Source organism: Achromobacter sp. MUI-25009338 (assembly GCF_057359325.1).
Map to the genome: position 1 here is coordinate 2,754,083 of NZ_CM170627.1, position 21,117 is coordinate 2,775,199.

The window sequence follows — 21,117 nt, forward strand, 5'->3', positions numbered from 1 at the left end:
GTCACGCCGCGCCCCTCACCCCTGCGCCAGCAGCATCCCCACCTTGTCGGCCTTCTCCAGCCCCCAGATCGCGGCGATCAGCCCGCGCAGTTCGGCTTCGGTCGCGGCGTCCGCATAGCGACCCAGGCTGAGCGTCTTGTCCTCGATCTCGGCGCGGCTCAGGGTGTTGCCCGGGTCGCCCTTGGGTTCGTCGACACGGCTGTGCAGCTGGCGGCCGTCGCGGGTGTAGACCGTGACCTTGCCGATCCAGCGCTGCGGATAGGCGCCGTCGACTTCCGGGTCCAGTTCCATTTCGACCTTGCCGCGGAAGGCCGCGACGCCGGGGTCGTCCAGGCCCGCGTCGAACTCGGCCAGGCCGGCGCGGCCCTGGCGCGCGATCAGGGCCAGCACGGTCCCCATCGAGAACTTGGACTGGTGCACGGTCTGCGGGTTGACGACCGGACCCAGCACGTCGATGGCGCCCTGGTGCACGTGAGCCACGACGCGTTCGATGTCGGCCTCGGTCAGGTTGTGTTCGCGCAGCGCCAGCTGCAGCGCGTCCGCGGCCGGATGGGTGTGGCGGCAGGAGGCGTGGAACTTGAACGAGGTTTCGGCCAGGGCCCAGCGCTCGCCCAGGCGGTCGCACAGGCGCGCCGGATCGGCGTCGGTGGACATGCCGGCCGCCATGCCCTGCGGGCCTTCCAGTATGTGGCGCGCGCCGGTGAAGCCGTCCTGCGCCAGGTAAGCGGCGGTGATGCCGTCGGCGGCGGCCTTGGCCGTGTGCAGCTGCTTGGAGTCGGCGGCGTCGCGCAGGAACTCCCACAGGCCCGCGGCCTGGGTGCCGGCCGAACCCAGCGCATGCAGCATGGCTTCGGGCGACAGGTTGAGCAGGCGTCCGGTGGTGACGGCGGCGGCCAGCGTGCCGGCGGTGCCGGTGGTGTGGAAGATCTTGTAGTGCGAGCGGCCCAGGTATTCGCCCACGCGGATGCCGACCTCGTAGCCGGCGACGGCGGCCACCAGCAGGTCGCGGCCGCTGCGGCCCAGCGCCTGCGCCACGGCCAGCGCGGGCGGGAACACCACGGCGGCGGGGTGGAACACGGAGCCGTTGTGCACGTCGTCCTGTTCGACCACGTGGGCCGCGGCCGCGTTCACCATCGCGGCGAACAGCGGCGTGGTGCGGCGGCGCGTGATCAGGACTTCGCTGGGGCCGTCGGCCGGGCCCATGGCGGCGGCGTAGCGTTCGATGGCCTGCACCGGGCGGGCCGAGGCGCCGGCCAGGATGGACGCCAGGCAGTCCAGCAACAGGTCTTCGGCGCGGCGCAGGACCGGCGCGGGGATGTCTTCGTAGCGCAGATTGGCGGCAAAGGCCGCGAGTTGGGCGCTCAGGTGCGGGGTGTCTTTGGCTGCGGTCATGGTCAGAAGGAGCGGGGCAGGCCCAGGATGTGTTCGGCGACGTAGGAAAGAATCAGGTTGGTCGAGATCGGCGCGACCTGGTAGAGGCGGGTCTCGCGGAACTTGCGTTCCACGTCGTATTCGTTGGCGAAGCCGAAGCCCCCGTGGAACTGCAGGCAGGCGTTGGCCGCTTCCCAGGACGCGTCGGCCGCCAGCAGCTTGGCCATGTTGGCCTGCGCGCCGCAGGGCTGGTGCGCGTCGAACAGGCGGCAGGCCTCATAGCGCATCAGGCTGGCCGCCTCGACGTTGATGTGGGCGCGCGCGATCGGGAACTGCACGCCCTGGTTCTGGCCGATGGGACGGCCGAACACCATGCGTTCCTTGGCGTAGGCGGTGACCTTGTCGACGAACCAGTAGCCGTCGCCGATGCACTCGGCGGCGATCAGGGTGCGTTCGGCGTTCAGGCCGTCCAGGATGTACTTGAATCCCTTGCCTTCCTCGCCGATCAGGTTTTCCTCGGGGATCTCCAGATTGTCGAAGAACAGCTCGTTGGTCTCGTGGTTGACCATGTTCGGGATCGGGCGGATGGTCATGCCGTGCTTGACGGCGTGGTGCAGGTCCACCAGGAAGATCGACATGCCTTCCGATTTGCGCGTGACCTGCTCCAGCGGGGTGGTGCGGGCCAGCAGGATCATCAGGTCCGAGTGCTGCACGCGCGAGATCCAGACCTTCTGGCCGTTGATCACGTAGCGGTCGCCGCGCTTGACGGCGGTGGTCTTGATCTTGGTGGTGTCGGTGCCGGTGGTGGGCTCGGTCACACCCATGGACTGCAGGCGCAGTTCCCCGGCGGCGATGCGCGGCAGGTATTCGCGCTTCTGGGCTTCGGAGCCGTGGCGCAGCAGCGTGCCCATGTTGTACATCTGGCCGTGGCAGGCGCCGGAGTTGCCGCCGCTGCGGTTGATCTCTTCCATGATGACCGAGGCTTCGGTCAGGCCCAGGCCGGAACCGCCGTACTCCTGCGGGATCAGGGCGGCCAGCCAGCCGGCCTCGGTCAGCGCGCGCACGAAGGCTTCAGGGTAGCCCCGTTCTTCGTCGATCTTGCGGAAGTACTCGGAGGGGAATTGGGCGCAGAGGTCGCGTACGGCTTCGCGGATGTCCTGGTAGGCGTGGGCGTTGGGCATGAGGCTGTTTCTGATGGGTGGTAATGGTTCGGTACAGCGTTGAATGTGCCGCAAGGCGCCGGCCATGCCAATTCACAATTGGTTAATACGGGGTTCCTGTTCGCAAAAGCGCAGTTTCATGACGGGCGTTTGTCAGGAGCAAGGCCGGGTTGTGTCAAGAAATTGCCAAACTGCATACCCATAATTTCCGCCGGTGCCGCCGCGGGCGGCAAGGTTACTGACGGACGGATATGCGGAAAAACATCAGGGTCACGACGGCGTTGTCGGCCATTCTTGCGTTGTTTGTGGTGCTGTTCGCGGTGGCGGCGGCCGCCGGCATCGTCGTGCTGCGCGACAACCGCGCCGGCATCGAGGCGCTGGGCCGGGGCAGCATCGAGCGGGCCAGCGACCTGGCGGACATGACCAGCCGGCTGTTCCAGGCCCGCGCCGCGCTCACCGACGCCAAGACTGCCATGGAAAGCGGCCTGCAGGAGGCGCGCGACGAGTCGCTGGCGCATGCCGCCGAACTGCTGGAACAGGCCGTCGCCAGCCTGGGCCGGCTGCGCGCCAACCCGGACGCCAGCGCGCAGGGCAAGCCCTTGTTCGACCAGGTGCTGGCCGCCCACGAGGCCTTCGCCGGCCAGACGCTCGCGCCCATGCTGGCGGCCATCAAGGGCTGGAACGGGATCGAGGTGAACCGGCTGGTGGACAAGGTGCTGCCGGCCAGCGGCGCGGCCTACGTCAAGCAGGCCGACGCCTACCAGGCTTACGCCCGGGCGCAGGGCCAGGCCGCGGTGGCCGAGGCCAGCCGTACGCTGGAAAGCGTGATCGCGGTGGCCGCCGGCGTGCTGGCGGCCGTGCTGATCCTGGCCGTGCTGATCCGGCTGGCGTTTCGCCGCGGCATCCTGCGCCCGCTGAACGAGGCCGGCGCGCATTTCGACCGCATCGCCGACGGCGACCTGACCGGCGCCATCGCCATGCGCGGCGACAACGAAATCGGCGTGCTGTACTCGGCCATGCGCCGCATGCAGACCGGGCTGTCGGCCGCGGTGGCGTCGGTGCGGCAGGGGGTCGAGGAAATCCATACCGGCGCTAGCGAAATCGCCGCCGGCGGGGCCCACATGTCCGAGCGCAGCGCCCGCCAGGCCGATTCGCTGCAAGAAGCCGCCGCCAACCTGACGCAGCTGTCCCACACCGTGCAGCTCACCGCCGGCAACGCCGACCAGGCCAGCCGCCAGGCGCTGGGCGCCACCGAACTCGCGCAGCGCGGCGGCCAGGCGGTGGAAGAAGTGGTGCACAGCATGCGCGGCATCGCCGACAGCGCCCGCCGCATCGAGGAAATCGTCGCGGTGGTCGACAGCATCGCGTTCCAGACCAACATCCTGGCGCTCAACGCCGCGGTGGAAGCGGCGCGCGCCGGCGAGCAGGGCAAGGGCTTTGCGGTGGTGGCCGGCGAGGTGCGCTCGCTGGCGCAACGCAGCGCTCAGGCGGCCCGCGAGATCAAGGGCCTGATCGAGGATTCCGCGCAACGGGTCGAGGCCGGCGTGCGCCAGGTGGGCCTGGCCGGCGACACCATGCGCGACATGGTCGTGTCGGTGGACCGGGTGACCCAGCTGGTGGCGGAGATCTCCAGCGCCACGGCCGAACAGGCCGCCGGCATCGCCTCGGTCAACGATGCGGTGGCCGACATCGAACGCGCCACCCAGGAAAACGCCGCCATGGTCGAGCAGACGGCGGCGGCCGCCGCCGCGCTGGAAGCCCAGGCGCAGGGCCTGCGGCAGGCGGTGGCGGTGTTCCGCATCGCCGCCGGGGCCCAGGCCTCAGCTATCGAGATTCGGCAGGGGGGCGCCGGCGTAGCGCTCGGTCACCAGCGACAGATTCCCATGCTTGACCTTGTGCTTGACGTGGGCGGCGGCCGAGGCGATGGCCTCCGGGCGGATGCGCTCGCATAGCGACGGCGTGACGGTCAGCGCGCCCACGCCCAGCGTCACGAAAGGGAAGAAGCGCGGCACGCCGTAGCGGTCCTCGGCCTCGATGCCGCCGTTGCGGCGGCCGGCGTCGTCGTACAGGTCGATGGCGCGCTCGTTGAATTCCGCGATGATGCGGCGGGCGCGGTCCAGCCAGTCGGGGCTGCGCAGCAGCACCACGAAGTCGTCGCCGCCCACGTGGCCCACGAAATCGCGCTGCGGGTCGCAATGGCGCTTGATGACCTCGGCGGTCAGCATGATCATGTCGTCGCCGCGCCAATAGCCGTACACGTCGTTGAAGGGCTTGAAATTGTTCAGGTCGCCATAGCAGATGGTGAAGTCGTCCGCGTCTTCGAGCAGCGCGGCGATGTGGCGGCTGATGGGGATGTTGCCGGGCAGCGAGGTCAGCGGATTGGCGTAGCGCGCCGCCTCGATGCGCATCTCGGTCACCGAGCGCACCAGGGTCTCGCCGGTGGCCAGGCCGTCGTAGCGGCCCTCGCGGGTGATGATCAGGCCATCCATCAGGTAGCGCTGGTCTTCGGAAATCAGCACGTGGCTGAGCTGGTCGATGGACACGTTCTGGTCCACCAGCACCGGCTCGGCGTTCATGAAGCTGGAGCAGGCGTTGCGGCCGAACAGCTCGCGGGTGTAGCGCTGCGCATAGTGTTCGAGGAAGTCGCGCCGGTTGATGATGCCCACCGGCCGGTTGTCGGCGTCCACCACCGCAACCGCGTGCATCTCCTTGTGCTCGATGAACAGCCGGTGCACGTCGTCGTTGGTGTGCTCCTGCAGCCGGGCGGCCGGCGCCTGCACGCGCAGGCTGGCCGCGGTGCCGCCGGCGGCGCGCGGCGGCGGCGAGGCGGGCGCGCGCTGCCGCAGCGTGTCGCGCAGCCGCGGGGCCAGCTCGGTCACTAGGGTTTCCTCGGGCCGGCCCAGGAACCAGCCCTGGGCGTAGCGGATGTCCAGTTCGCGCACGGCCGCCAGGTCCTCGGCGGTCTCGATGCCTTCGGCCACGACGGCGGTGCCCAGGTGCTGCGCGACCTTCAGTATGGCGCGCACCAGCTGCTGCTTGCGCTCGTCCTGGCCGATGCCGTGAAAGAAGTAGCGGTCTATCTTGACCAGGTCCGGCTGCATCTCGGACCACAGCCGCAGGTTCGAATTACCCACGCCGTAGTCGTCCAGCGCCACGCGCATGCCGAATTCGCGCAGACAGGCGAAGGCGCAGGCGGCCTCGTCCATCTGCTCGGCCAGCGAGTCCTGTTCGGTCAGTTCGACGATGATGCTGGATGGCGCGAGTTCGCAATCCTTGAGCAGGCGGCGCGGCAGGTCCTCGCCCCACAGGCTCCAGTAATGGATCAGGGCCGAGCCGGACAGGTTCAGGAACAGCTTGCCGGCGGCGTCGTGGCGCTGGAAGCCCTGGGCGCCGGCGCGGAAGCTGGCCAGCTCCAGTTGCGGATGCAGGCCCTGGCGGCGGGCTTCGGCGAACAGCGCGTCGGGGAAATGCAGCGCGGTGTCGGCCGGCCCCCGGATCAGGCTTTCATGGCCATAGACGCGGCTGTGGGACAGGTCGATCACCGGCTGGTAGCGCGCATGCAGCAGGCGGTGGCGCAATATGCCGGCGAGATTGATGGGAGAGGAGGGGTCCGGAAGGGCGGAGGTCGCGCGGGCCGCGGCCGGGCGGGACGAGCTGGGGATGAGATCCATCGCCGGTGCGTTCAGATACGTTCAGTGACAAGTTGTTCATCATGACAAGAAATTATGTCCGGCTTGTTGCGCCGGCGCGCGTCTGGCCGCGCCTATACAATTTGCGCTATGACTTCTCCCAAGATCCCTGATTCCCTGCGCCGCGTCGTGTTGGCGTCCAACAACGCCGGCAAGCTGCGCGAGTTCTCGGCCCTGTTCGCGCCCCTGGGCATCGAACTGGTGCCCCAAGGCGAGCTGGACGTGCCCGAGGCCGAAGAGCCGCACGTCACCTTCGTCGAAAACGCGCTGGCCAAGGCCCGCCACGCCAGCCGCCTGACCGGGCTGCCGGCCCTGGCCGACGATTCCGGCCTGTGCGTGGCCGCGCTGGACGGTGCGCCGGGCGTGTACTCGGCGCGTTACGCGCAGATGCACGGCGGCGAAAAATCCGACCAATCCAATAACGCCTTGCTGGTGGAAAAGCTGGCCGGCGTGGCCGACCGCAGCGCCTGGTACGTGGCGGTGCTGGCCCTGGTGCGCTCGGAAAACGACCCGCGCCCGCTCATCGGCGAAGGCCTGTGGCACGGCGAGATCATCGACCAGCCCGAAGGGACCAACGGCTTCGGCTACGACCCGCATTTCTACCTGCCCGATCTGGCGCTCACCGCCGCCAGCCTGGACCCGCAGGAGAAAAACCAGGTCAGCCACCGCGCCCGCGCGCTGCGCGAACTGCTGGGCAAGCTGGGCAACGCATAAAGCACGCATGTCCATTATCATCCCCATCCGCAACGATATGGGCGCGCCGGCATCGCGCCCGCGGCCGGCCGGCGGCTCGGCGCTGACCAGCCTGCCGCCGCTGTCGCTCTACGTGCACGTGCCCTGGTGCGTGCGCAAATGCCCGTACTGCGATTTCAATTCGCACGCCGCGCCAGGCGGCGAGATCCCGGAACGCGCCTATCTGGACGCGCTGCGCAGCGACCTGGAGCAGGCGCTGCCTTCCATCTGGGGCCGGCAGGTAGTGTCGGTCTTCATCGGCGGGGGCACGCCCAGCCTGCTGTCGGCCGCCGGCCTGGACGAGCTGCTGGCCATGCTGCGCGCCTGCCTGAACCTGTGGCCCGACGCCGAGATCACCATGGAGGCCAATCCGGGCACGGCCGAGGCCGGGCGCCTGCGCGACTACGCCGCCAGCGGCGTGACCCGGTTTTCGCTCGGCATCCAGAGTTTCGACGACGCCCAGCTCAAGAAGCTGGGCCGCATCCACGACGCCGCCCAGGCCAGAAAGGCCATCGAGATGGCGCAGCGCGCCGCGCCGCGCGTCAACCTGGACCTGATGTTCGCGCTGCCCGGGCAGACCCAGGAAGCCTGTGTGGCCGACCTGCGCGAGGCCGTGGCCTTCGGCACCGAGCACCTGTCGCTCTATCACCTGACGATGGAGCCCAACACGGTGTTCGCGAAGTTTCCGCCCGAGGACCTGCCCGACGACGACGCCAGCGCGGCCATGCAGGACGCGATCGAGGCCGAACTGGCCGCGGCCGGCCTGGACCGCTACGAGGTCTCGGCCTACGCCAGGCCGGGGGCGCGCTGCCGCCACAACCTGAACTACTGGGAATTCGGCGATTACCTGGGCATCGGCCCGGGCGCCCACGGCAAGCTGTCGTTCCACGACCGCATCGTGCGCGAGGCGCGGCTGCGCAGTCCCGATTCCTGGATGCGGGCCGCGCTGGCCCGCGACGGCAGCCATGTCTCGGAACGCCGCCAGGTCGGGGCCGACGAGCTGCCGTTCGAGTTCATGCTCAACGCGCTGCGCCTGAAAGCGGGCGTGCCGGCCAGCAGCTTCGAGGAACGCACCGGCCTGTCGCTGGCCGTGATTGCGCACCAATTGGAGGCGGCCTCGCAACGGGGCCTGCTGGACGCCGATCCGACCCGGCTGCGGGCCACCGCACTGGGATGGCGCTTCCTCAATGACCTGCAGGAAATGTTCCTGTAGCAAGCTTGCACCAGAGTGGGGCAGTCGTGCCCCACGCTTTGCACCAGTATGGTGCTACATTTTCACTTCTCCGCATATTCGTCCCCGGGCAGTCCCGGGGACGAAAGCTGGCACGCATATTGCTTCATCGTTTATGCCAGTCGACGGGCAAGGCCCTCGACCCTTTTATCTAATGGAGATGACATGGCAAGCCCGAAAGACGTCCTGAAACAGATCGCCGACAACGAAGTGAAATTCGTGGATTTCCGCTTTACCGACACGGTCGGCCGTGAGCACCACGTTTCCGTGCCCACCTCCGCGATCGACGAAGACAAGCTGGAAAGCGGTCAGGCTTTCGACGGTTCCTCGATTCCGGGCTGGAAGGGCATCGAGGCTTCGGACATGCTGCTCATCCCCGACCTGGCCACGGCCAACCTGGACCCGTTCCGCGAAGAGCCGACCCTGATCCTGTCGTGCGACGTGGTCGAGCCGTCGGACCTCAAGGGCTATGACCGCGACCCGCGCTCGCTGGCCAAGCGCGCCGAAGCCTACCTCAAGTCCTCGGGCCTGGGCGACACCGCCTACTTCGGTCCGGAACCCGAATTCTTCGTGTTCGACGGCGTGACCTGGAACACCGACATGTCCGGCACCTTCGTCAAGATCAAGTCGGAAGAGGCCTCCTGGTCCACCGGCCTGGACTTCGAAGGCGGCAACACCGGCCACCGTCCCGCCGTGAAGGGCGGCTACTTCCCCGTGCCCCCGGTCGATTCGTTCCAGGACATGCGCTCGGAAATGTGCCTGCTGATGGAACAGATGGGCGTGCCGGTCGAAGTGCACCACCACGAAGTGGCCGGCGCCGGCCAGCTCGAAATCGGCACCAAGTTCAGCACGCTGGTGCAGCGCGCCGACTGGACGCAGATCACCAAGTACATCATCCATAACGTGGCCCACGCCTACGGCAAGACCGCCACTTTCATGCCCAAGCCCATCGTCGGCGACAACGGTTCGGGCATGCACGTGCACCAGTCGATCTGGAAGGACGGCCAGAACCTGTTCGCGGGCAACGGCTACGCCGGCCTGTCGGAATTCGCGCTGTACTACATCGGCGGCATCATCAAGCACGCCCGCGCCTTGAACGCCATCACCAACCCCGGCACCAACTCGTACAAGCGCCTGGTCCCGCACTACGAAGCCCCGGTCAAGCTGGCTTACTCGGCCCGCAACCGTTCGGCCTCGATCCGCATCCCGTACGTGGGCAACCCCAAGGGCCGTCGCGTCGAAGCGCGCTTCCCGGACCCCCTGGCCAACCCGTACCTGGCCTTCTCGGCCCTGATGATGGCCGGCCTGGACGGCGTGCAGAACAAGATCCACCCGGGCGATCCGGCCGACAAGAACCTGTACGACCTGCCGCCGGAAGAAGACGCCAAGATCCCGACCGTGTGCTCGTCGCTGGAGCAGGCCCTGGAGGCGCTGGACAACGACCGCGAGTTCCTGACCCGCGGCGGCGTGTTCAGCAACGACATGCTGTCGGCCTACATCGACCTGAAGATGGGCGACGTAAACCGTCTGCGCATGACCACGCACCCGGTCGAATTCGACATGTACTACAGCCTCTGATCGTCCGAGGTTGCGGCCGGCGGAAAACGGCGTGACGGGCAGAAACCAGGGCCCGCCGCGCCGGCGCCGCCGGCTCGCGGCCCGGTCCGACGCCCGCCAGGCGCACGCCCGGCGGGCGGGCCGGGTGCCGCTTTCCCCTCACATTCGGGTATGTAGAAAATGAATGTAGAAGCTCTCGATCTGCTGGCGACGTCCGTTTTCCTGGTCAACGAACGCGGCCATATCGAATACGCCAATGCGGCCGCCGAGGATTTGTTCGGCCGCTCGCGCAAACAGCTGTGCGGGCACTCCGCCGCCACGCTGTTCGACAGTCCGGAAAACATACAGTCCTCCATCGATCGCGCCGCCGCCGGCCGTTACGGCGACGTCAGGCAGCTGGGCAGCCTGCGCCGCGCCGCGGAATCCGTCGAGGTCTCGGTGACCACCGTCGGGCTGACGGGCCAGCGCTGGCCCGTGCTGATAGAAACCCGCGAAATCGAGCAGCGCGTGCTGGCCGACCGCAACCACCGCCTGGTCGACGAAATCGAAGCGCACCGCGAACTGCTGCGCAACCTGGCGCATGAAGTCAAGAATCCCCTGGGCGGGCTGCGCGGCGCCGCGCAACTGCTGGAGGCCGAGCTGCCCAGCGCGGCGCTGGCCGAATATACCCAGGTCATCATTTCCGAAGCCGACCGCCTGCAGGCGCTGGTGGACCGCCTGAGCGGCCCGCAGCGGGTGCCGCTGAATGCGCGGCCGGTGAACATCCACGAGATCTGCGAGCGCGTCTGCGCGCTGATCCAGGCCGAGTTCCGCAACGAGGTCACGCTGCTGCGTGACTACGACGCGTCGATGCCCGACCTGAAGGGCGATGCCGCCCGACTGATGCAGGCCGTCCTGAACGTGGCGCGCAACGCCGCGCAGGAACTGGTCGCGCGGCCCGCGGGCCCGCACACCGAACCCGGAGTGGTCACGCTGCGCACCCGCGTGGCGCGGCAGGTCATGCTGGCGCACAGGCAGCACCGCCTGGCGCTGGAGCTGTCCATCATCGACAACGGTCCGGGCGTGCCGGACCATATCCGAGACCGCATCTTCCATCCGCTGGTGACGGCGCGCGCCGGCGGCACCGGGCTGGGCCTGAGCCTGGCCCAGGACTTCGTGCAGCAGCACGGCGGCATCATCGAATTCGAATCCCGACCCGGGCGCACCGAGTTTCGCCTGGTTCTTCCGATGGAGCCCGCACACTGATGAAACCCGTATGGATCGTCGACGATGACCAGGCCATCCGCTGGGTCCTGGAAAAAGCCCTGGCGCGCGCCGGCGTGCCCACGCGCAGCTTCTCGCAGGCTGCCGACGTGCTGGAGGCGCTGTCGCGCGACACGCCGGCCGCGCTGGTGTCCGATATCCGCATGCCCGGCGGCAACGGCCTGGAACTGCTACGCCAGCTCAAGGAGCGCCACGCCGGCCTGCCGGTCATCGTGATGACCGCGTTCGCCGACCTGGACAGCACGGTATCCGCCTTCCAGGGCGGCGCCTTCGATTACCTGGCCAAGCCGTTCGACGTGAACGAGGCGGTGGCGCTGATCCAGCGCGCCGTCCAGGAATCGGCGCAGCCCGAGAGCGCCGAAGGGCAGGGCGAATCGGCCCAGAACAACGAACGCTGGATGATGACGCAGTCCTCGTCCACCGCCATGCAGGAAGTGTTCCGCGCCATCGGCCGGCTGGCGCAGTCCAAGGTCACGGTGCTGATCACCGGCGAATCCGGCACCGGCAAGGAACTGGTGGCGCGCGCGCTGCACGGTCACGGCGTGCGGGCCGGCGGCCCCTTCGTGGCGCTGAACGCGGCCGCGATTCCGCGCGATCTGCTCGAAGCCGAACTGTTCGGCCACGAGCGCGGCGCCTTCACCGGCGCCAGCAGCCTGCGCCGCGGCCGCTTCGAGGAAGCGCACGGCGGCACGCTGTTCCTGGACGAAATCGGCGACATGCCGATCGAACTGCAGACGCGCCTGCTGCGCGTGCTGGCCGAAGGCAGCTTCTACCGCGTGGGCGGCGCGCAACCGGTGCGGGTCGACGTGCGCATCGTGGCCGCCACCCACCAGCCGCTGGAGCAGCGGGTCGAGCAGGGCCTGTTCCGCGAAGACCTGTTCCACCGCCTGAACGTGATCCGTCTGCGGCTGCCGCCGCTGCGCGAACGGACCGAGGACATTCCGGCCCTGGCCGCCCACTTCCTGAGCGCCAGCGCCCGCGCGCTGGGCGTACCGGTCAAGCGCCTGACGCCCGAAGCGCTGGCGGTGCTGACCAAGTTCGACTTTCCCGGCAACGTGCGCCAGCTGGAGAACTTCTGCCACTGGCTGACGGTGATGGCGCCGGGCCAGACGGTGGAGCCGGCCGACCTGCCGCCGGAGATCCGCGCCATGGAGCACCCGCCGTACGCCAGCCCCGCGCCGCGTCCGGCCGCGCCCGTGGCCGGCGGCGGCACCGTGCTGGCCGCGCCTGCGCCGGCCGAGGACGAGGCCGCGGCGCGCAACTGGCAGGACTCGCTGCTGCGCGACGCGCAATACCGGCTCGAGCGCGGCGAACCCGCGGTCATGGCCACGCTGACCCGCCAGTTCGAGAAAATCCTGCTGCAAAGCGCGCTGGACGCCAGCCGCGGCCGCCGGGTCGAGGCCGCCTCGCGCCTGGGCATAGGCCGCAACACCATCACCCGCAAGCTGCGCGACCTGGGCATCGAGGACGAATAAGCCCGCCCACCGGCGGACGCCTCAGCCCAGGCCCAGCAGGCTTTCGCACAGCCGCGGGGATTTCAGCTTCTGCAGCCACCATTTCAAGGCCTCGCCCGGCGCCTCGGCGCGCCAGGCGTAGGCCAGGTGTTCCGTCGGCGACATGCCTTCGTCGGTTTCGCACGCCACCAGCACGCCTTGCGCCAGGTACGGCGCGGCCAGCGTCAGCGGCAGATAACCGCAGCCCAGGCCGCGCACCTGGGCGTCTATCTTGGCCTGCATCGTGGGCATCACCAGCGTGGGCTGCTCGGCCAGGATGCCGCGGGTCTGCGGCGGCAGGTTGCGCGAGGTGTCGGCCACCACCACCGCGCAATAGCGCGTGACGTCGGCGCGCGACAGCGGCTGCGGCAGACTCGCCAGCGGATGATGCGCGGCCACGCAGAACGCGAACTGCATCTGGCCCATGGCCTGCGAGCGATACGGGCCGGTGGGTTCGCCGGCCGCGCCGGCGCCTATCGCCAGGTCGGCGCGGCCCCCGGTCAGCGCGTCCCACGCGCCGCTCAGCACTTCGCTGGAAAAGCGCAGCGTGGTGGCGCTTTCCAGCGCCTGGAATTCCTCGATCAGATCGTATAGCGGACGCCAGGGCAGCACCGCGCTGACGGCGATGCGCAACTCCACCTCCCAGCCCGTGGCGATGCGCTTGACGCGGCAAGCCAGGTCGTCGAGCGACTGCAGCACGTGGCGGCCATCGCGCAGCAGCGTCTCGCCGGCCGGCGTCAGCAGCGCGCGGTGGCCGGAACGGTCGAACAGCAGCACGTCCAGCCCGTCCTCCAGCTTGCGGATGGAATAGGTGACGGCCGAGGGCACCTTCCCCAGTTCGCGGGCGGCCTTGGCGAAGCTGCCGTGGCGGGCGATCGCGTCGACCAGGATCAGGAGTTCAGGGGTGATCGGTTGCATGGCCGGTAGTGTTCAATTTATTTGAATGGTTCCGTCAAAATATAACGCTGAATCTGGCCGCCGGCGAGCGCACAATATCACTCATGCCGGTGTTGCAGCCCAGGCATCCAGGCACGAAACGAGGCGCTGGGCAGCAATACCATTCACATTATTGAAATAGGGAGTCCGCAATGCTTACCGTACGCCGCGCCGCCGAACGAGGCCATGCCAACCACGGCTGGCTGGATTCGTTCCATACCTTTTCATTCGCCAACTACTACGACCCGGCCCACATGGGTTTCGGCGCGCTGCGCGTGATCAACGACGACCGCATCGCCGCCGGCCGCGGCTTCGGCACGCACGGGCACCGGGACATGGAAATCATCACCTACGTGCTGGATGGCGCGATCGCGCACAAGGACAGCATGGGCAGCGGCTCGACCATCCTGCCCGGCAACGTGCAGCGCATGAGCGCCGGACGCGGCGTGATGCATTCGGAGTTCAACCCGTCGCCCGACACGCAGACGCACATGCTGCAGATCTGGATCGAGCCCAACGTCGCCGGCATCGCGCCCGAGTACGAAGAGCGCGAGTTCAGCGATGCGCAAAAGCGCGGCCGCCTGCAAGCCCTGGTGTCGGCCGACGGCGTCGACGGCTCGATGAAGATCCACCAGGACGCGCGGCTCTACGCCGGCCTGTTCGACGGCGCCGAATCGGCCACGCTGGAGCTGGCCGCCGGCCGGCGCGCCTGGGTGCACGTGGCGCGCGGCGGCATCGTGGTCAACGGCGTCGAGCTGGCGGCCGGCGACGCGGCCGCCATCACCGGCGCCGATCGCGTCGAACTGAGCGGCGGCAAGAACGCCGAAGTGCTGGTGTTCGACCTGGCATGAGGCCAAGCCGGGCGCGATCCCGCGCCCGGCAGGCTTTAAGATGGCCGCAGGCCCCAACTTCCACACCCGGAGAGTCTCATCATGTCCACCTTGTCCGAAGCAGGCGATAGCGCCATCGAAACCGTGGTCGTCCCGCGCACCAGCGACCTGGGCGGGTTTTCTGTGCGGCGCGCCATCCCCTCGGCGCAGCGCCGCGCCGTCGGCCCGTTCGTGTTCCTGGACCACATGGGCCCGATCGAATTCGCCCCGGGTTCCGGCATAGACGTGCGCCCGCACCCGCACATCGGCCTGTCCACCGTGACCTATCTGTACGAGGGGTCGATGGTGCACCGCGACGGCGTGGGCAGCGTCAAGACCATCCTGCCCGGCGAGGTCAACTGGATGACCGCGGGCCGCGGGATCGTGCATTCCGAGCGTTCCTCGCCCGAAAGCCGGCAGTCGTCGCAGAAGCTCTGTGGCCTGCAGATCTGGGTCGGCCTGCCCAAGGCCCACGAGGAAACCGATCCCGGCTTTACGCACTACGGGCTGGACGTGCAGCCGGTGGTCGAAGGCGAGGGCGTGCGCGCCCAGGTCGTGGCCGGCTCGCTGTTCGGCAAGACTTCGGGCGTCAAGACGCTGTCGCCGCTGTTCTACGGCGACCTGCAGCTGCAGGCCGGCGCCACCGTGGTGCTGCCGGCCGAGCATGAAGAGCGCGCGGCCTATGTGTCGCAAGGCAACGTGGAAGTCGACGGCCAGGAATTCGAAGGCGGGCGTCTCATCGTCTTTGCGCCGGGCCGGCCGGTGCAGATCCGCGCGAAGACCGCCGCGCGCTTCGCGCTGCTGGGCGGCGAGCCGCTGGACGGCCCGCGCTTCGTCTGGTGGAACTTCGTCTCCAGCAGCAAGGACCGCATCGAACAGGCCAAGCAGGACTGGCAGCGCAACCGCTTCGACCAGGTGGTGCCCGGCGACGAAACCGAGTACATCCCGCTGCCCGCGCCGCGCGCCTGAACGGCCCGGCGCGGCGGTATGATGCCCGTCCCGACTCAACAACAATCCGGGATGGAGACACCATGCATCGCTACACCGTCAACGCGCTGCGCGGCCTGGCCGCGCTGGCGCTGATCCACGGCGCCTCGGCGGCGCTCGCCGCCGGCTATCCGGCCAAGCCGATCACCTTCATCGTTCCGTACACCGCCGGCGGCACCACCGACCTGGTGGCGCGCACGGCCGGCCAGAAAGTGGCCGAAAAACTGGGCCAGCCCGTCATCGTCGAGAACCGTCCGGGCGCGGGCGGCAACATCGGCATGGACGCCGTGGCCAAGGCCGCGCCCGACGGCTACACCATAGGCTTCGGCGCGATCTCGACCAACGCGCTCAATCCCTTCGTCTATCCGTCGATGCCGTTCGATCCCACCAAGGACTTCACCGGCGTCAGCATGCTGGGCGCGTCCACCGTGGTGCTGGAAACCGGCCCGGCCCTGAAGGTCGGCAGCGTCAAGGACCTGGTGGCCTACGCCAAGCAGCACCCGGGCACGTCCTACGGCACGCCGGGAACCGGCACCTCCATGCACCTGGCCGGCGTCATGTTCGACCAGCTCACCGGCGCCGGCATGCAGCACGTGCCGTACAAGGGCAGCGCCCCGGGCCTGAACGATCTGCTGGGCGGACACCTGCCGGTGATGTTCGACAACCTGCCGGCCTCGCTGCCGCACATCAAGGCAGGCAAGGTGCAGGCCCTGGCGGTCACCGGCAGCAAGCGCGCGCCCGCGCTGCCCGAGGTGCCGACGCTGGCCGAGCTGGGCTATGAGGCCGCGGTGGTGGACCCGTGGTTCGCCGTCTATGGCCCGGCGAAAATGCCGCCCGAGGCGACCCGCGCGCTGAGCGAGGCGTTCCAGTGGGCGCTGGCGCTGCCCGAGGTCAAGAACAAGCTGGAGCAGGCCGGTTTCATGCCCTACGGCTCCACGCCCGAAGAGGTCGAGCGCCTGACCCGCAGCCAGCACGAGGCCTTCAAGGCCTTGTCGCAGAAGGTCAAGCTGTCGGCGGACTGAGGGAAATCAGCGGCCGCGGGCGTAGGCCTGCTCGCGCCGCTCTTCCAGCGCCTCGCGGCGGATGAAATCGCGCACGAAGTCGTTGGCGGGATGGTGGTGCAGGTTGTAGGGCGTGTCCCATTGCGCCACGCAGCCCTTGGCCATGACGCCGATGCGGTCGGCGATGGCGAAGGCCTCGGCCTGGTTGTGCGTGACCAGGATGGCCGTGTGGCCGGTGCTCTTGAGAATGTCGCGGACCTCGAAGGCCAGCCGCTCGCGCGTGTCCACGTCCAGGTTGGAGAACGGTTCGTCCAGCAGCAGCAGGTCGGGCGAGGGCGCCAGCGCGCGCGCCAGGGCCACGCGCTGCTGCTGCCCGCCCGAAATCTCGTGCGGGTAGCTGTTGGCCGCATGCGCCAGGCCCACCAGTTCCAGCATTTCCTCGACGCGGCGGGCGCGCTCGGCGCGCGCCAGCTTGCGCAGCCCGAAGGCCACGTTCAGCGCCACCGTCAGGTGCGGGAAGAGGGCGTAGTCCTGGAACATCATGCCGACGCGGCGCAGCTCGGGCGCCACCTGCACGGCGGGCGAGGAGATCACGGCGCCGTCGAGCAGGATGCGGCCGGCGCGCACCGGCTCGAAGCCGGCGATGGCGCGCAGCACGGTGGTCTTGCCGCAGCCGGATTCGCCCAGCAGGCAGCCGATATGGCCCACGGGCAGCCCCAGCGTCAGGTCCCGCACCACGGGCTTGAGGCCGGCGGGCGTGTCGTAGGCCAGGGAAAGGTGATCGAGTTCTAACAGATCGGGCACGATGATCAATGTCCCATTTTCAGATTGGTCCGCGCCAGCAGAATGACGGGAAATAGGCCGGCCAGCACGATGGCCAGCGCCGCCACGGCGCCTTCCTCGTACGTGCCGCGGGCGGCTTCCGCATAAAGCCAGGTGGCCAGCGTGTCGAAATTCATCGGGCGCAGCAGCAGCGTGGCCGGCAGCTCCTTCATGGCGTCCACGAACACCAGCAGCGCGCTGGCGGCCAGCGCCGGGCGCAACAGCGGCAGGTGCACGCGGCGCAGCGTGCCGGCCGAGCTTTCGCCCAGCAGGCGCGAAGCCTGTTCGAGCGAAGGCGGAATGCGCGCCAGGCCGGCTTCCAGCGCCCCGGTGGAGATGGCCAGGAAGCGGATGGCGTAGGCGCACACCAGCGCGCCCATCGAGCCCATCAGGAACAGGCCGCCGGTGCCGAACACCTTGGCGACCGCGGTGTCGATCCACACGAAAGGGGTGAGCAGGCCGATGGCCAGCACGGTGCCGGGCACCGCGTAGCCCAGGCTGGCGATGCGGGCACAGGCGCGGCCCGGATTGAAGCCCGAGCTTTCGCGCAGCGTGCGTCCGGCCCAGGCCACCACCAGCCCGCACAGCAGCGTCACCAGCGTGGCGCTGAAGGCCACGATCAGCGTATTGCTCAAGCCCCTGAGCAACTGGTCCGACACGCCGCCCACCAGATGCAGGCGCTTGTAGGTTTCCACCACCAGGTACAGCGCCGGAGCGACGAAGCCGGTCAGCACCGGAATCCAGCCCAGCGCCACCGCGGCCGCGGCAGCCGTGCCGCGCAGCCGGCGCGGCTGCATCGGGCGCATGCGCTGGGTATTGGCGTAGCGCTGGCGCTTGCGCCCGTGGCGCTCCAGCAGGATCAGGCCGATCACGATCGCCAGCATGGTCAGCGCGATCTGGGCCGCGCCGGCCAGGTCCGAACGCGTCACCCAGGTGGTGTAGACCGATACCGTCAGCGTCTGCACGCCCAGGAATTCCGAGGCGCCGATATCGTTCAGGGTTTCCAGGAGCGCCAGGCTCACGCCCACCACGATGGCGGGGCGGGCCAGCGGCAGGGCCACGCGGCAGAACACCGCCACGCGGCCAGCGCCCAGCGTGCGGGCGGCTTCCAGCAGGCTGGCGGCCTGCGTCATGAACATGACGCGGGTGCTCAGATAGACATAGGGATACAGCACGAAGCCCAGCACGAAGATCGCGCCGTAGATCGAGCGCAGGTCGGGCAGGCGGAACTGGCGCGGGCTGTCGTAGCCCAGCAGCGCGCGGATCGCGCTTTGGATGGGGCCGATCGGATGCAGCAGGTCCAGATAGGCGAAGGCGATGATGTAGGTGGGCACCGCCAGCGGCAGCAGCAGCGCCCAGGTCAGCACCCGGCGGGTGGGGAACTCATAGGCCGTCACCAGCCAGGCGGCGCCCGTGCCCAGCAGCGTGACCACCACGCCCACGCCGGCCAGCAGCATGGCGGTATTGGCCAGCGCCTGCGGCAATACATAGTGGGCGAGGTGCTGCCAGTGGGCCAGTTCGCCGCCCAGCGCCCACCAGCCCAGCGTCAGGACGGGCGCAAGCACGGCCAGCGCGATCAGGGCGGCGCCGGCCAGCCAGCCGGCCCCGCGTTCAGTCCAGCGCAGACGCAGCGGCCGGGGCAAAGATTCTGTGTGCATGCTTCAAAGTCGATGGCATCAAAGGCAAGGCCTGCTCCCCCGCGAAAGAGGGGAGCAGGCCCTGCGCGCGGACCGGCAAAAAACGTCCGCGCGCCTGTTACTGCCCCAAGGCGCGGCCGCGCGGCATGGCGCGGCACGCCGGGAGCTTATCAGTTGTCGAAACCGACCTTGTCCACCAGTTCGCTGGCCTGCTTGCGGTGCTTGGCGATCTCGGTCAGCGGCAGCGGGTCCACCTTCAGCTCGCCGAAGCTGGCGACGACGGGGTCCAGCTTCACGCCCTTGCGGACGGGATACTCGTAGTTGGCCTGCGCGTACAGGGCCTGGGCCGGTTCGGAAACCAGGAAGTCCAGCAGCTTGATCGCGTTGGCCTTGTTGGGCGCGTGCGCCGCCACGGCCGCGCCGCTGACGTTCACGTGGGTGCCGCCGCTCTTGGCGTTGGCGAAGGTGGGGCGCACGACCTTGATGGCGTCGCCCCACTTGCGCGCGTCGGTGCCGGGCTGCGCGTTCTTCATGTGGCCCACGTAGTAGGCGTTGGCCAGGCCGATGTCGCAGATACCGCCCAGGATGTCGCGCGCCACGTCACGGTCGCCGCCGGCGGCCTTGCGGGCCAGGTTGGCCTTGACGCCGCGCAGCCACTTCTCGGTGGCCTCGGCGCCGTCATGCGCGATCATGGAGGCGACCAGCGCGGTGTTGTAGGGATGCTGGCCCGAGCGGATGCAGACCTTGCCCTTCCACTTCGGGTCGGCCAGGTCTTCGTAGCGGAAGCTCTCCAGCTTCAGGTCCTTTTCCACGTACAGCACGCGGTCGCGCAGCGACAGCGCATACCACTTGCCGTCGGCGCCGCGCAGGTTGGCGGGAATCACCGATTCCAGGGTCTGCGACTTGATCGACTGGGTCACGCCGCCGTCCACGAGGTCCAGCAGGTTGCCGATGTCCACGGTCATAAGCACGTCGGCCGGCGACTTGGCGCCCTCGGCCTTGACGCGCTCGAGCAGGCCGTCCTTGACGAACACGGTGTTGACCTTGATGCCGCTTTCCTTCGTGAAGGCGTCGAGCAGCGGCTGGATCAGCTTGGGCTCGCGGGTGGTGTAGAGGCTGACTTCCTCGGCGGCGTTGGCCGACACGGTGAAGGCGGCTGCGCCGGCCAGCGCCAGGGCGCGCAGCAGCGAATTCAATTGGGGACGCTTGATCATGAGGAGGGGCTCCGGCTAGGGCTGCGGCAGCAAGCCGCGCCCGGCGTCTTGCTGCTGCTCAAAAACGGTCTGCTAACGAAAATGATTATCAAATTGGAAGGCGACGATACCAGGAAGCTTTGCGTCATTCAACTATCTGTCAGTGGACGCGCCGATCCATTGATCCCCATCAAGACGGCATAAGGGTATTACGGAATAATGAGAGCAATTATCATCGAGACCCTGTAGAATAGGGTCAACCCTAATGCCTGCCGCGTCTTTTGTGCGGTAGGGACCTGACCCCGCGGCGCAAGCCGGGCCCAACGCCCGGGGGCCGTCCGCCCCTAACTAGATGCGACATGGCTGCTTTCAATACTGAGCGCGTACTGAGCGTGCACCACTGGAACGACACCCTGTTTTCCTTCACCACGACGCGTGACGCGGCCTTGCGGTTCCACAACGGCCACTTCGTGATGATCGGCCTCGAAGTCGAAGGCAAGCCGCTGCTGCGGGCCTATAGCATCGCCAGCGCCAACTACGAAGAAAACCTCGAATTCCTCAGCATCAAGGTGCAGAACGGCCCGCTCACCTCGCGCCTGCAGCACCTGAAAGAGGGCGACACCATCCTGGTCAGCCGCAAGCCGGTGGGCACGCTGGTGGTCGACGACCTCAAGCCCGGCAAGCACCTGTTCCTGTTCGGCACCGGCACCGGCCTGGCGCCCTTCATGAGCATCATCAAGGACCCGGACGTCTACGAACGCTTCGACAAGGTCATCCTGGTGCACGGCGTGCGCTGGGTCAGCGAACTGGCCTACGCCGACTTCATCGAACGCGAACTGCCGAACAACGAATTCTTCGGCGACGTGGTGCGCGAAAAGCTGGTCTATTACCCGACCGTCACGCGCGAGCCGTTCCGCAACCAGGGCCGCATTACCGAGCTCATGGAAAGCGGCAAGCTCTGCGAGGACATCGGCATTCCCCAGATCAATCCCGAAACCGACCGCGCGATGATCTGCGGCAGCCCGCATATGCTGGCCGACATCAGCGCCATGCTGGACAAGCGCGGCTTCGTCGTCTCGCCGGGCGTGGGCCAGCCGGGGGACTACGTCGTCGAACGGGCGTTCGTGGACAAATAAGCCGCTGCGCTTGTCCGGAAGAAAACAAAAACCCATCGCG

General features: G+C 68.4%; 16 protein-coding genes and 1 pseudogene. 10 read left to right on the top strand and 7 right to left on the bottom strand.

The features are described 5' to 3' along the window. Window positions 1-15 precede the first annotated feature (15 nt). Both AC1IQ6_RS13195 and AC1IQ6_RS13200 read right to left on the bottom strand, forming a co-directional pair. Window positions 16-1,392: an MmgE/PrpD family protein gene (locus AC1IQ6_RS13195; protein ID WP_485866476.1), complete on the bottom strand. Its 1,377-nt coding sequence runs from the start codon at window positions 1,390-1,392 to the stop codon at window positions 16-18. Window positions 1,393-1,394: 2 nt separating this feature from the next. Continuing rightward, window positions 1,395-2,552 (bottom strand): acyl-CoA dehydrogenase family protein, encoded by a 1,158-nt coding sequence (locus AC1IQ6_RS13200; RefSeq protein WP_102771317.1) that lies wholly within the window; start codon window positions 2,550-2,552, stop codon window positions 1,395-1,397. A gap of 230 nt (window positions 2,553-2,782) precedes the next feature. Between AC1IQ6_RS13200 and AC1IQ6_RS13205 the strand changes: the two are divergent. After that, window positions 2,783-4,168 (top strand): annotated as a pseudogene (locus tag AC1IQ6_RS13205) (methyl-accepting chemotaxis protein); the annotation flags it as partial. A gap of 183 nt (window positions 4,169-4,351) precedes the next feature. Here AC1IQ6_RS13205 and AC1IQ6_RS13210 read toward each other — a convergent pair. Continuing rightward, entirely contained in the window at window positions 4,352-6,202 is a 1,851-nt protein-coding gene (locus AC1IQ6_RS13210; protein ID WP_102771315.1) for an EAL domain-containing protein, read from the bottom strand. A gap of 108 nt (window positions 6,203-6,310) precedes the next feature. On the opposite strand from AC1IQ6_RS13210, the gene rdgB reads away from it, so the two are divergent. From rdgB to ntrC, 5 genes are all read left to right on the top strand, one after another. Next, window positions 6,311-6,934 (top strand): RdgB/HAM1 family non-canonical purine NTP pyrophosphatase, encoded by a 624-nt coding sequence (gene rdgB / locus AC1IQ6_RS13215; RefSeq protein ID WP_485866477.1) that lies wholly within the window; start codon window positions 6,311-6,313, stop codon window positions 6,932-6,934. Between the two features lie 7 nt (window positions 6,935-6,941). Next, on the top strand, window positions 6,942-8,165 hold the full coding sequence (gene hemW / locus AC1IQ6_RS13220; protein WP_485866478.1) for a radical SAM family heme chaperone HemW: 1,224 nt from the start codon (window positions 6,942-6,944) through the stop codon (window positions 8,163-8,165). Window positions 8,166-8,348: 183 nt separating this feature from the next. After that, complete coding sequence (glnA, locus tag AC1IQ6_RS13225) at window positions 8,349-9,761, top strand: type I glutamate--ammonia ligase (protein ID WP_102771312.1); 1,413 nt, start codon at window positions 8,349-8,351, stop codon at window positions 9,759-9,761. A 159-nt stretch (window positions 9,762-9,920) separates the two neighbouring features. After that, entirely contained in the window at window positions 9,921-10,985 is a 1,065-nt protein-coding gene (glnL, locus tag AC1IQ6_RS13230) for a nitrogen regulation protein NR(II) (protein WP_102771311.1), read from the top strand. Beyond that, on the top strand, window positions 10,985-12,478 hold the full coding sequence (gene ntrC / locus AC1IQ6_RS13235) for a nitrogen regulation protein NR(I) (protein ID WP_209165439.1): 1,494 nt from the start codon (window positions 10,985-10,987) through the stop codon (window positions 12,476-12,478). The genes glnL and ntrC overlap by 1 nt, the downstream gene beginning before the upstream one ends. A gap of 21 nt (window positions 12,479-12,499) precedes the next feature. Here the strand turns inward: ntrC and AC1IQ6_RS13240 are convergent, their stop codons facing one another. Beyond that, window positions 12,500-13,414, bottom strand: coding sequence for a LysR family transcriptional regulator (locus tag AC1IQ6_RS13240; protein WP_102771839.1), 915 nt, complete (start codon window positions 13,412-13,414; stop codon window positions 12,500-12,502). Window positions 13,415-13,584: 170 nt separating this feature from the next. Here AC1IQ6_RS13240 and AC1IQ6_RS13245 point away from each other — a divergent pair, with 170 nt between their 5' ends. From AC1IQ6_RS13245 to AC1IQ6_RS13255, 3 genes are all read left to right on the top strand, one after another. Continuing rightward, window positions 13,585-14,283 carry a pirin family protein gene (locus tag AC1IQ6_RS13245; RefSeq protein ID WP_485866479.1) on the top strand — a complete coding sequence of 233 codons (699 nt, stop codon included), beginning with the start codon at window positions 13,585-13,587 and terminating at the stop codon, window positions 14,281-14,283. Between the two features lie 81 nt (window positions 14,284-14,364). Then, window positions 14,365-15,270, top strand: coding sequence for a pirin family protein (locus tag AC1IQ6_RS13250; RefSeq protein ID WP_102771308.1), 906 nt, complete (start codon window positions 14,365-14,367; stop codon window positions 15,268-15,270). A gap of 62 nt (window positions 15,271-15,332) precedes the next feature. Further along, window positions 15,333-16,310 carry a Bug family tripartite tricarboxylate transporter substrate binding protein gene (locus tag AC1IQ6_RS13255; RefSeq protein WP_485866480.1) on the top strand — a complete coding sequence of 326 codons (978 nt, stop codon included), beginning with the start codon at window positions 15,333-15,335 and terminating at the stop codon, window positions 16,308-16,310. A gap of 6 nt (window positions 16,311-16,316) precedes the next feature. On the opposite strand, the gene AC1IQ6_RS13260 is transcribed toward AC1IQ6_RS13255, so the two are convergent. The 3 genes from AC1IQ6_RS13260 to AC1IQ6_RS13270 form a co-directional block, all read right to left on the bottom strand. Beyond that, a complete protein-coding gene (locus AC1IQ6_RS13260) occupies window positions 16,317-17,093 on the bottom strand; it encodes an ABC transporter ATP-binding protein (protein WP_485866481.1) in 777 nt (258 codons plus the stop codon). 5 nt (window positions 17,094-17,098) lie between these two features. Next, window positions 17,099-18,769: an ABC transporter permease gene (locus AC1IQ6_RS13265; RefSeq protein WP_102771306.1), complete on the bottom strand. Its 1,671-nt coding sequence runs from the start codon at window positions 18,767-18,769 to the stop codon at window positions 17,099-17,101. Between the two features lie 149 nt (window positions 18,770-18,918). Next, the gene (locus AC1IQ6_RS13270) at window positions 18,919-19,962 is read right to left on the bottom strand and encodes a Fe(3+) ABC transporter substrate-binding protein (protein ID WP_111825061.1); all 1,044 of its coding nucleotides are present in this window, start codon (window positions 19,960-19,962) and stop codon (window positions 18,919-18,921) included. Window positions 19,963-20,300: 338 nt separating this feature from the next. On the opposite strand from AC1IQ6_RS13270, the gene AC1IQ6_RS13275 reads away from it, so the two are divergent. Next, complete coding sequence (locus AC1IQ6_RS13275) at window positions 20,301-21,077, top strand: ferredoxin--NADP reductase (RefSeq protein ID WP_102771304.1); 777 nt, start codon at window positions 20,301-20,303, stop codon at window positions 21,075-21,077. Window positions 21,078-21,117: the final 40 nt, after the last annotated feature.

What these genes read in the sequence shown, in the direction of transcription:
- glnA (WP_102771312.1), top strand. Translation starts at nt 8,349, where the DNA reads ATGGCAAGCCCGAAAGACGTCCTGAAACAGATCGCCGACAACGAAGTG.
- AC1IQ6_RS13245 (WP_485866479.1), top strand. Translation starts at nt 13,585, where the DNA reads ATGCTTACCGTACGCCGCGCCGCCGAACGAGGCCATGCCAACCACGGC.
- AC1IQ6_RS13275 (WP_102771304.1), top strand. Translation starts at nt 20,301, where the DNA reads ATGGCTGCTTTCAATACTGAGCGCGTACTGAGCGTGCACCACTGGAAC.
- AC1IQ6_RS13240 (WP_102771839.1), bottom strand. Translation starts at nt 13,414, where the DNA reads ATGCAACCGATCACCCCTGAACTCCTGATCCTGGTCGACGCGATCGCC.
- rdgB (WP_485866477.1), top strand. Translation starts at nt 6,311, where the DNA reads ATGACTTCTCCCAAGATCCCTGATTCCCTGCGCCGCGTCGTGTTGGCG.
- ntrC (WP_209165439.1), top strand. Translation starts at nt 10,985, where the DNA reads ATGAAACCCGTATGGATCGTCGACGATGACCAGGCCATCCGCTGGGTC.
- AC1IQ6_RS13270 (WP_111825061.1), bottom strand. Translation starts at nt 19,962, where the DNA reads ATGATCAAGCGTCCCCAATTGAATTCGCTGCTGCGCGCCCTGGCGCTG.
- hemW (WP_485866478.1), top strand. Translation starts at nt 6,942, where the DNA reads ATGTCCATTATCATCCCCATCCGCAACGATATGGGCGCGCCGGCATCG.
- AC1IQ6_RS13250 (WP_102771308.1), top strand. Translation starts at nt 14,365, where the DNA reads ATGTCCACCTTGTCCGAAGCAGGCGATAGCGCCATCGAAACCGTGGTC.
- AC1IQ6_RS13195 (WP_485866476.1), bottom strand. Translation starts at nt 1,392, where the DNA reads ATGACCGCAGCCAAAGACACCCCGCACCTGAGCGCCCAACTCGCGGCC.
- AC1IQ6_RS13255 (WP_485866480.1), top strand. Translation starts at nt 15,333, where the DNA reads ATGCATCGCTACACCGTCAACGCGCTGCGCGGCCTGGCCGCGCTGGCG.
- glnL (WP_102771311.1), top strand. Translation starts at nt 9,921, where the DNA reads ATGAATGTAGAAGCTCTCGATCTGCTGGCGACGTCCGTTTTCCTGGTC.
- AC1IQ6_RS13200 (WP_102771317.1), bottom strand. Translation starts at nt 2,552, where the DNA reads ATGCCCAACGCCCACGCCTACCAGGACATCCGCGAAGCCGTACGCGAC.
- AC1IQ6_RS13210 (WP_102771315.1), bottom strand. Translation starts at nt 6,202, where the DNA reads ATGGATCTCATCCCCAGCTCGTCCCGCCCGGCCGCGGCCCGCGCGACC.
- AC1IQ6_RS13265 (WP_102771306.1), bottom strand. Translation starts at nt 18,769, where the DNA reads ATGCACACAGAATCTTTGCCCCGGCCGCTGCGTCTGCGCTGGACTGAA.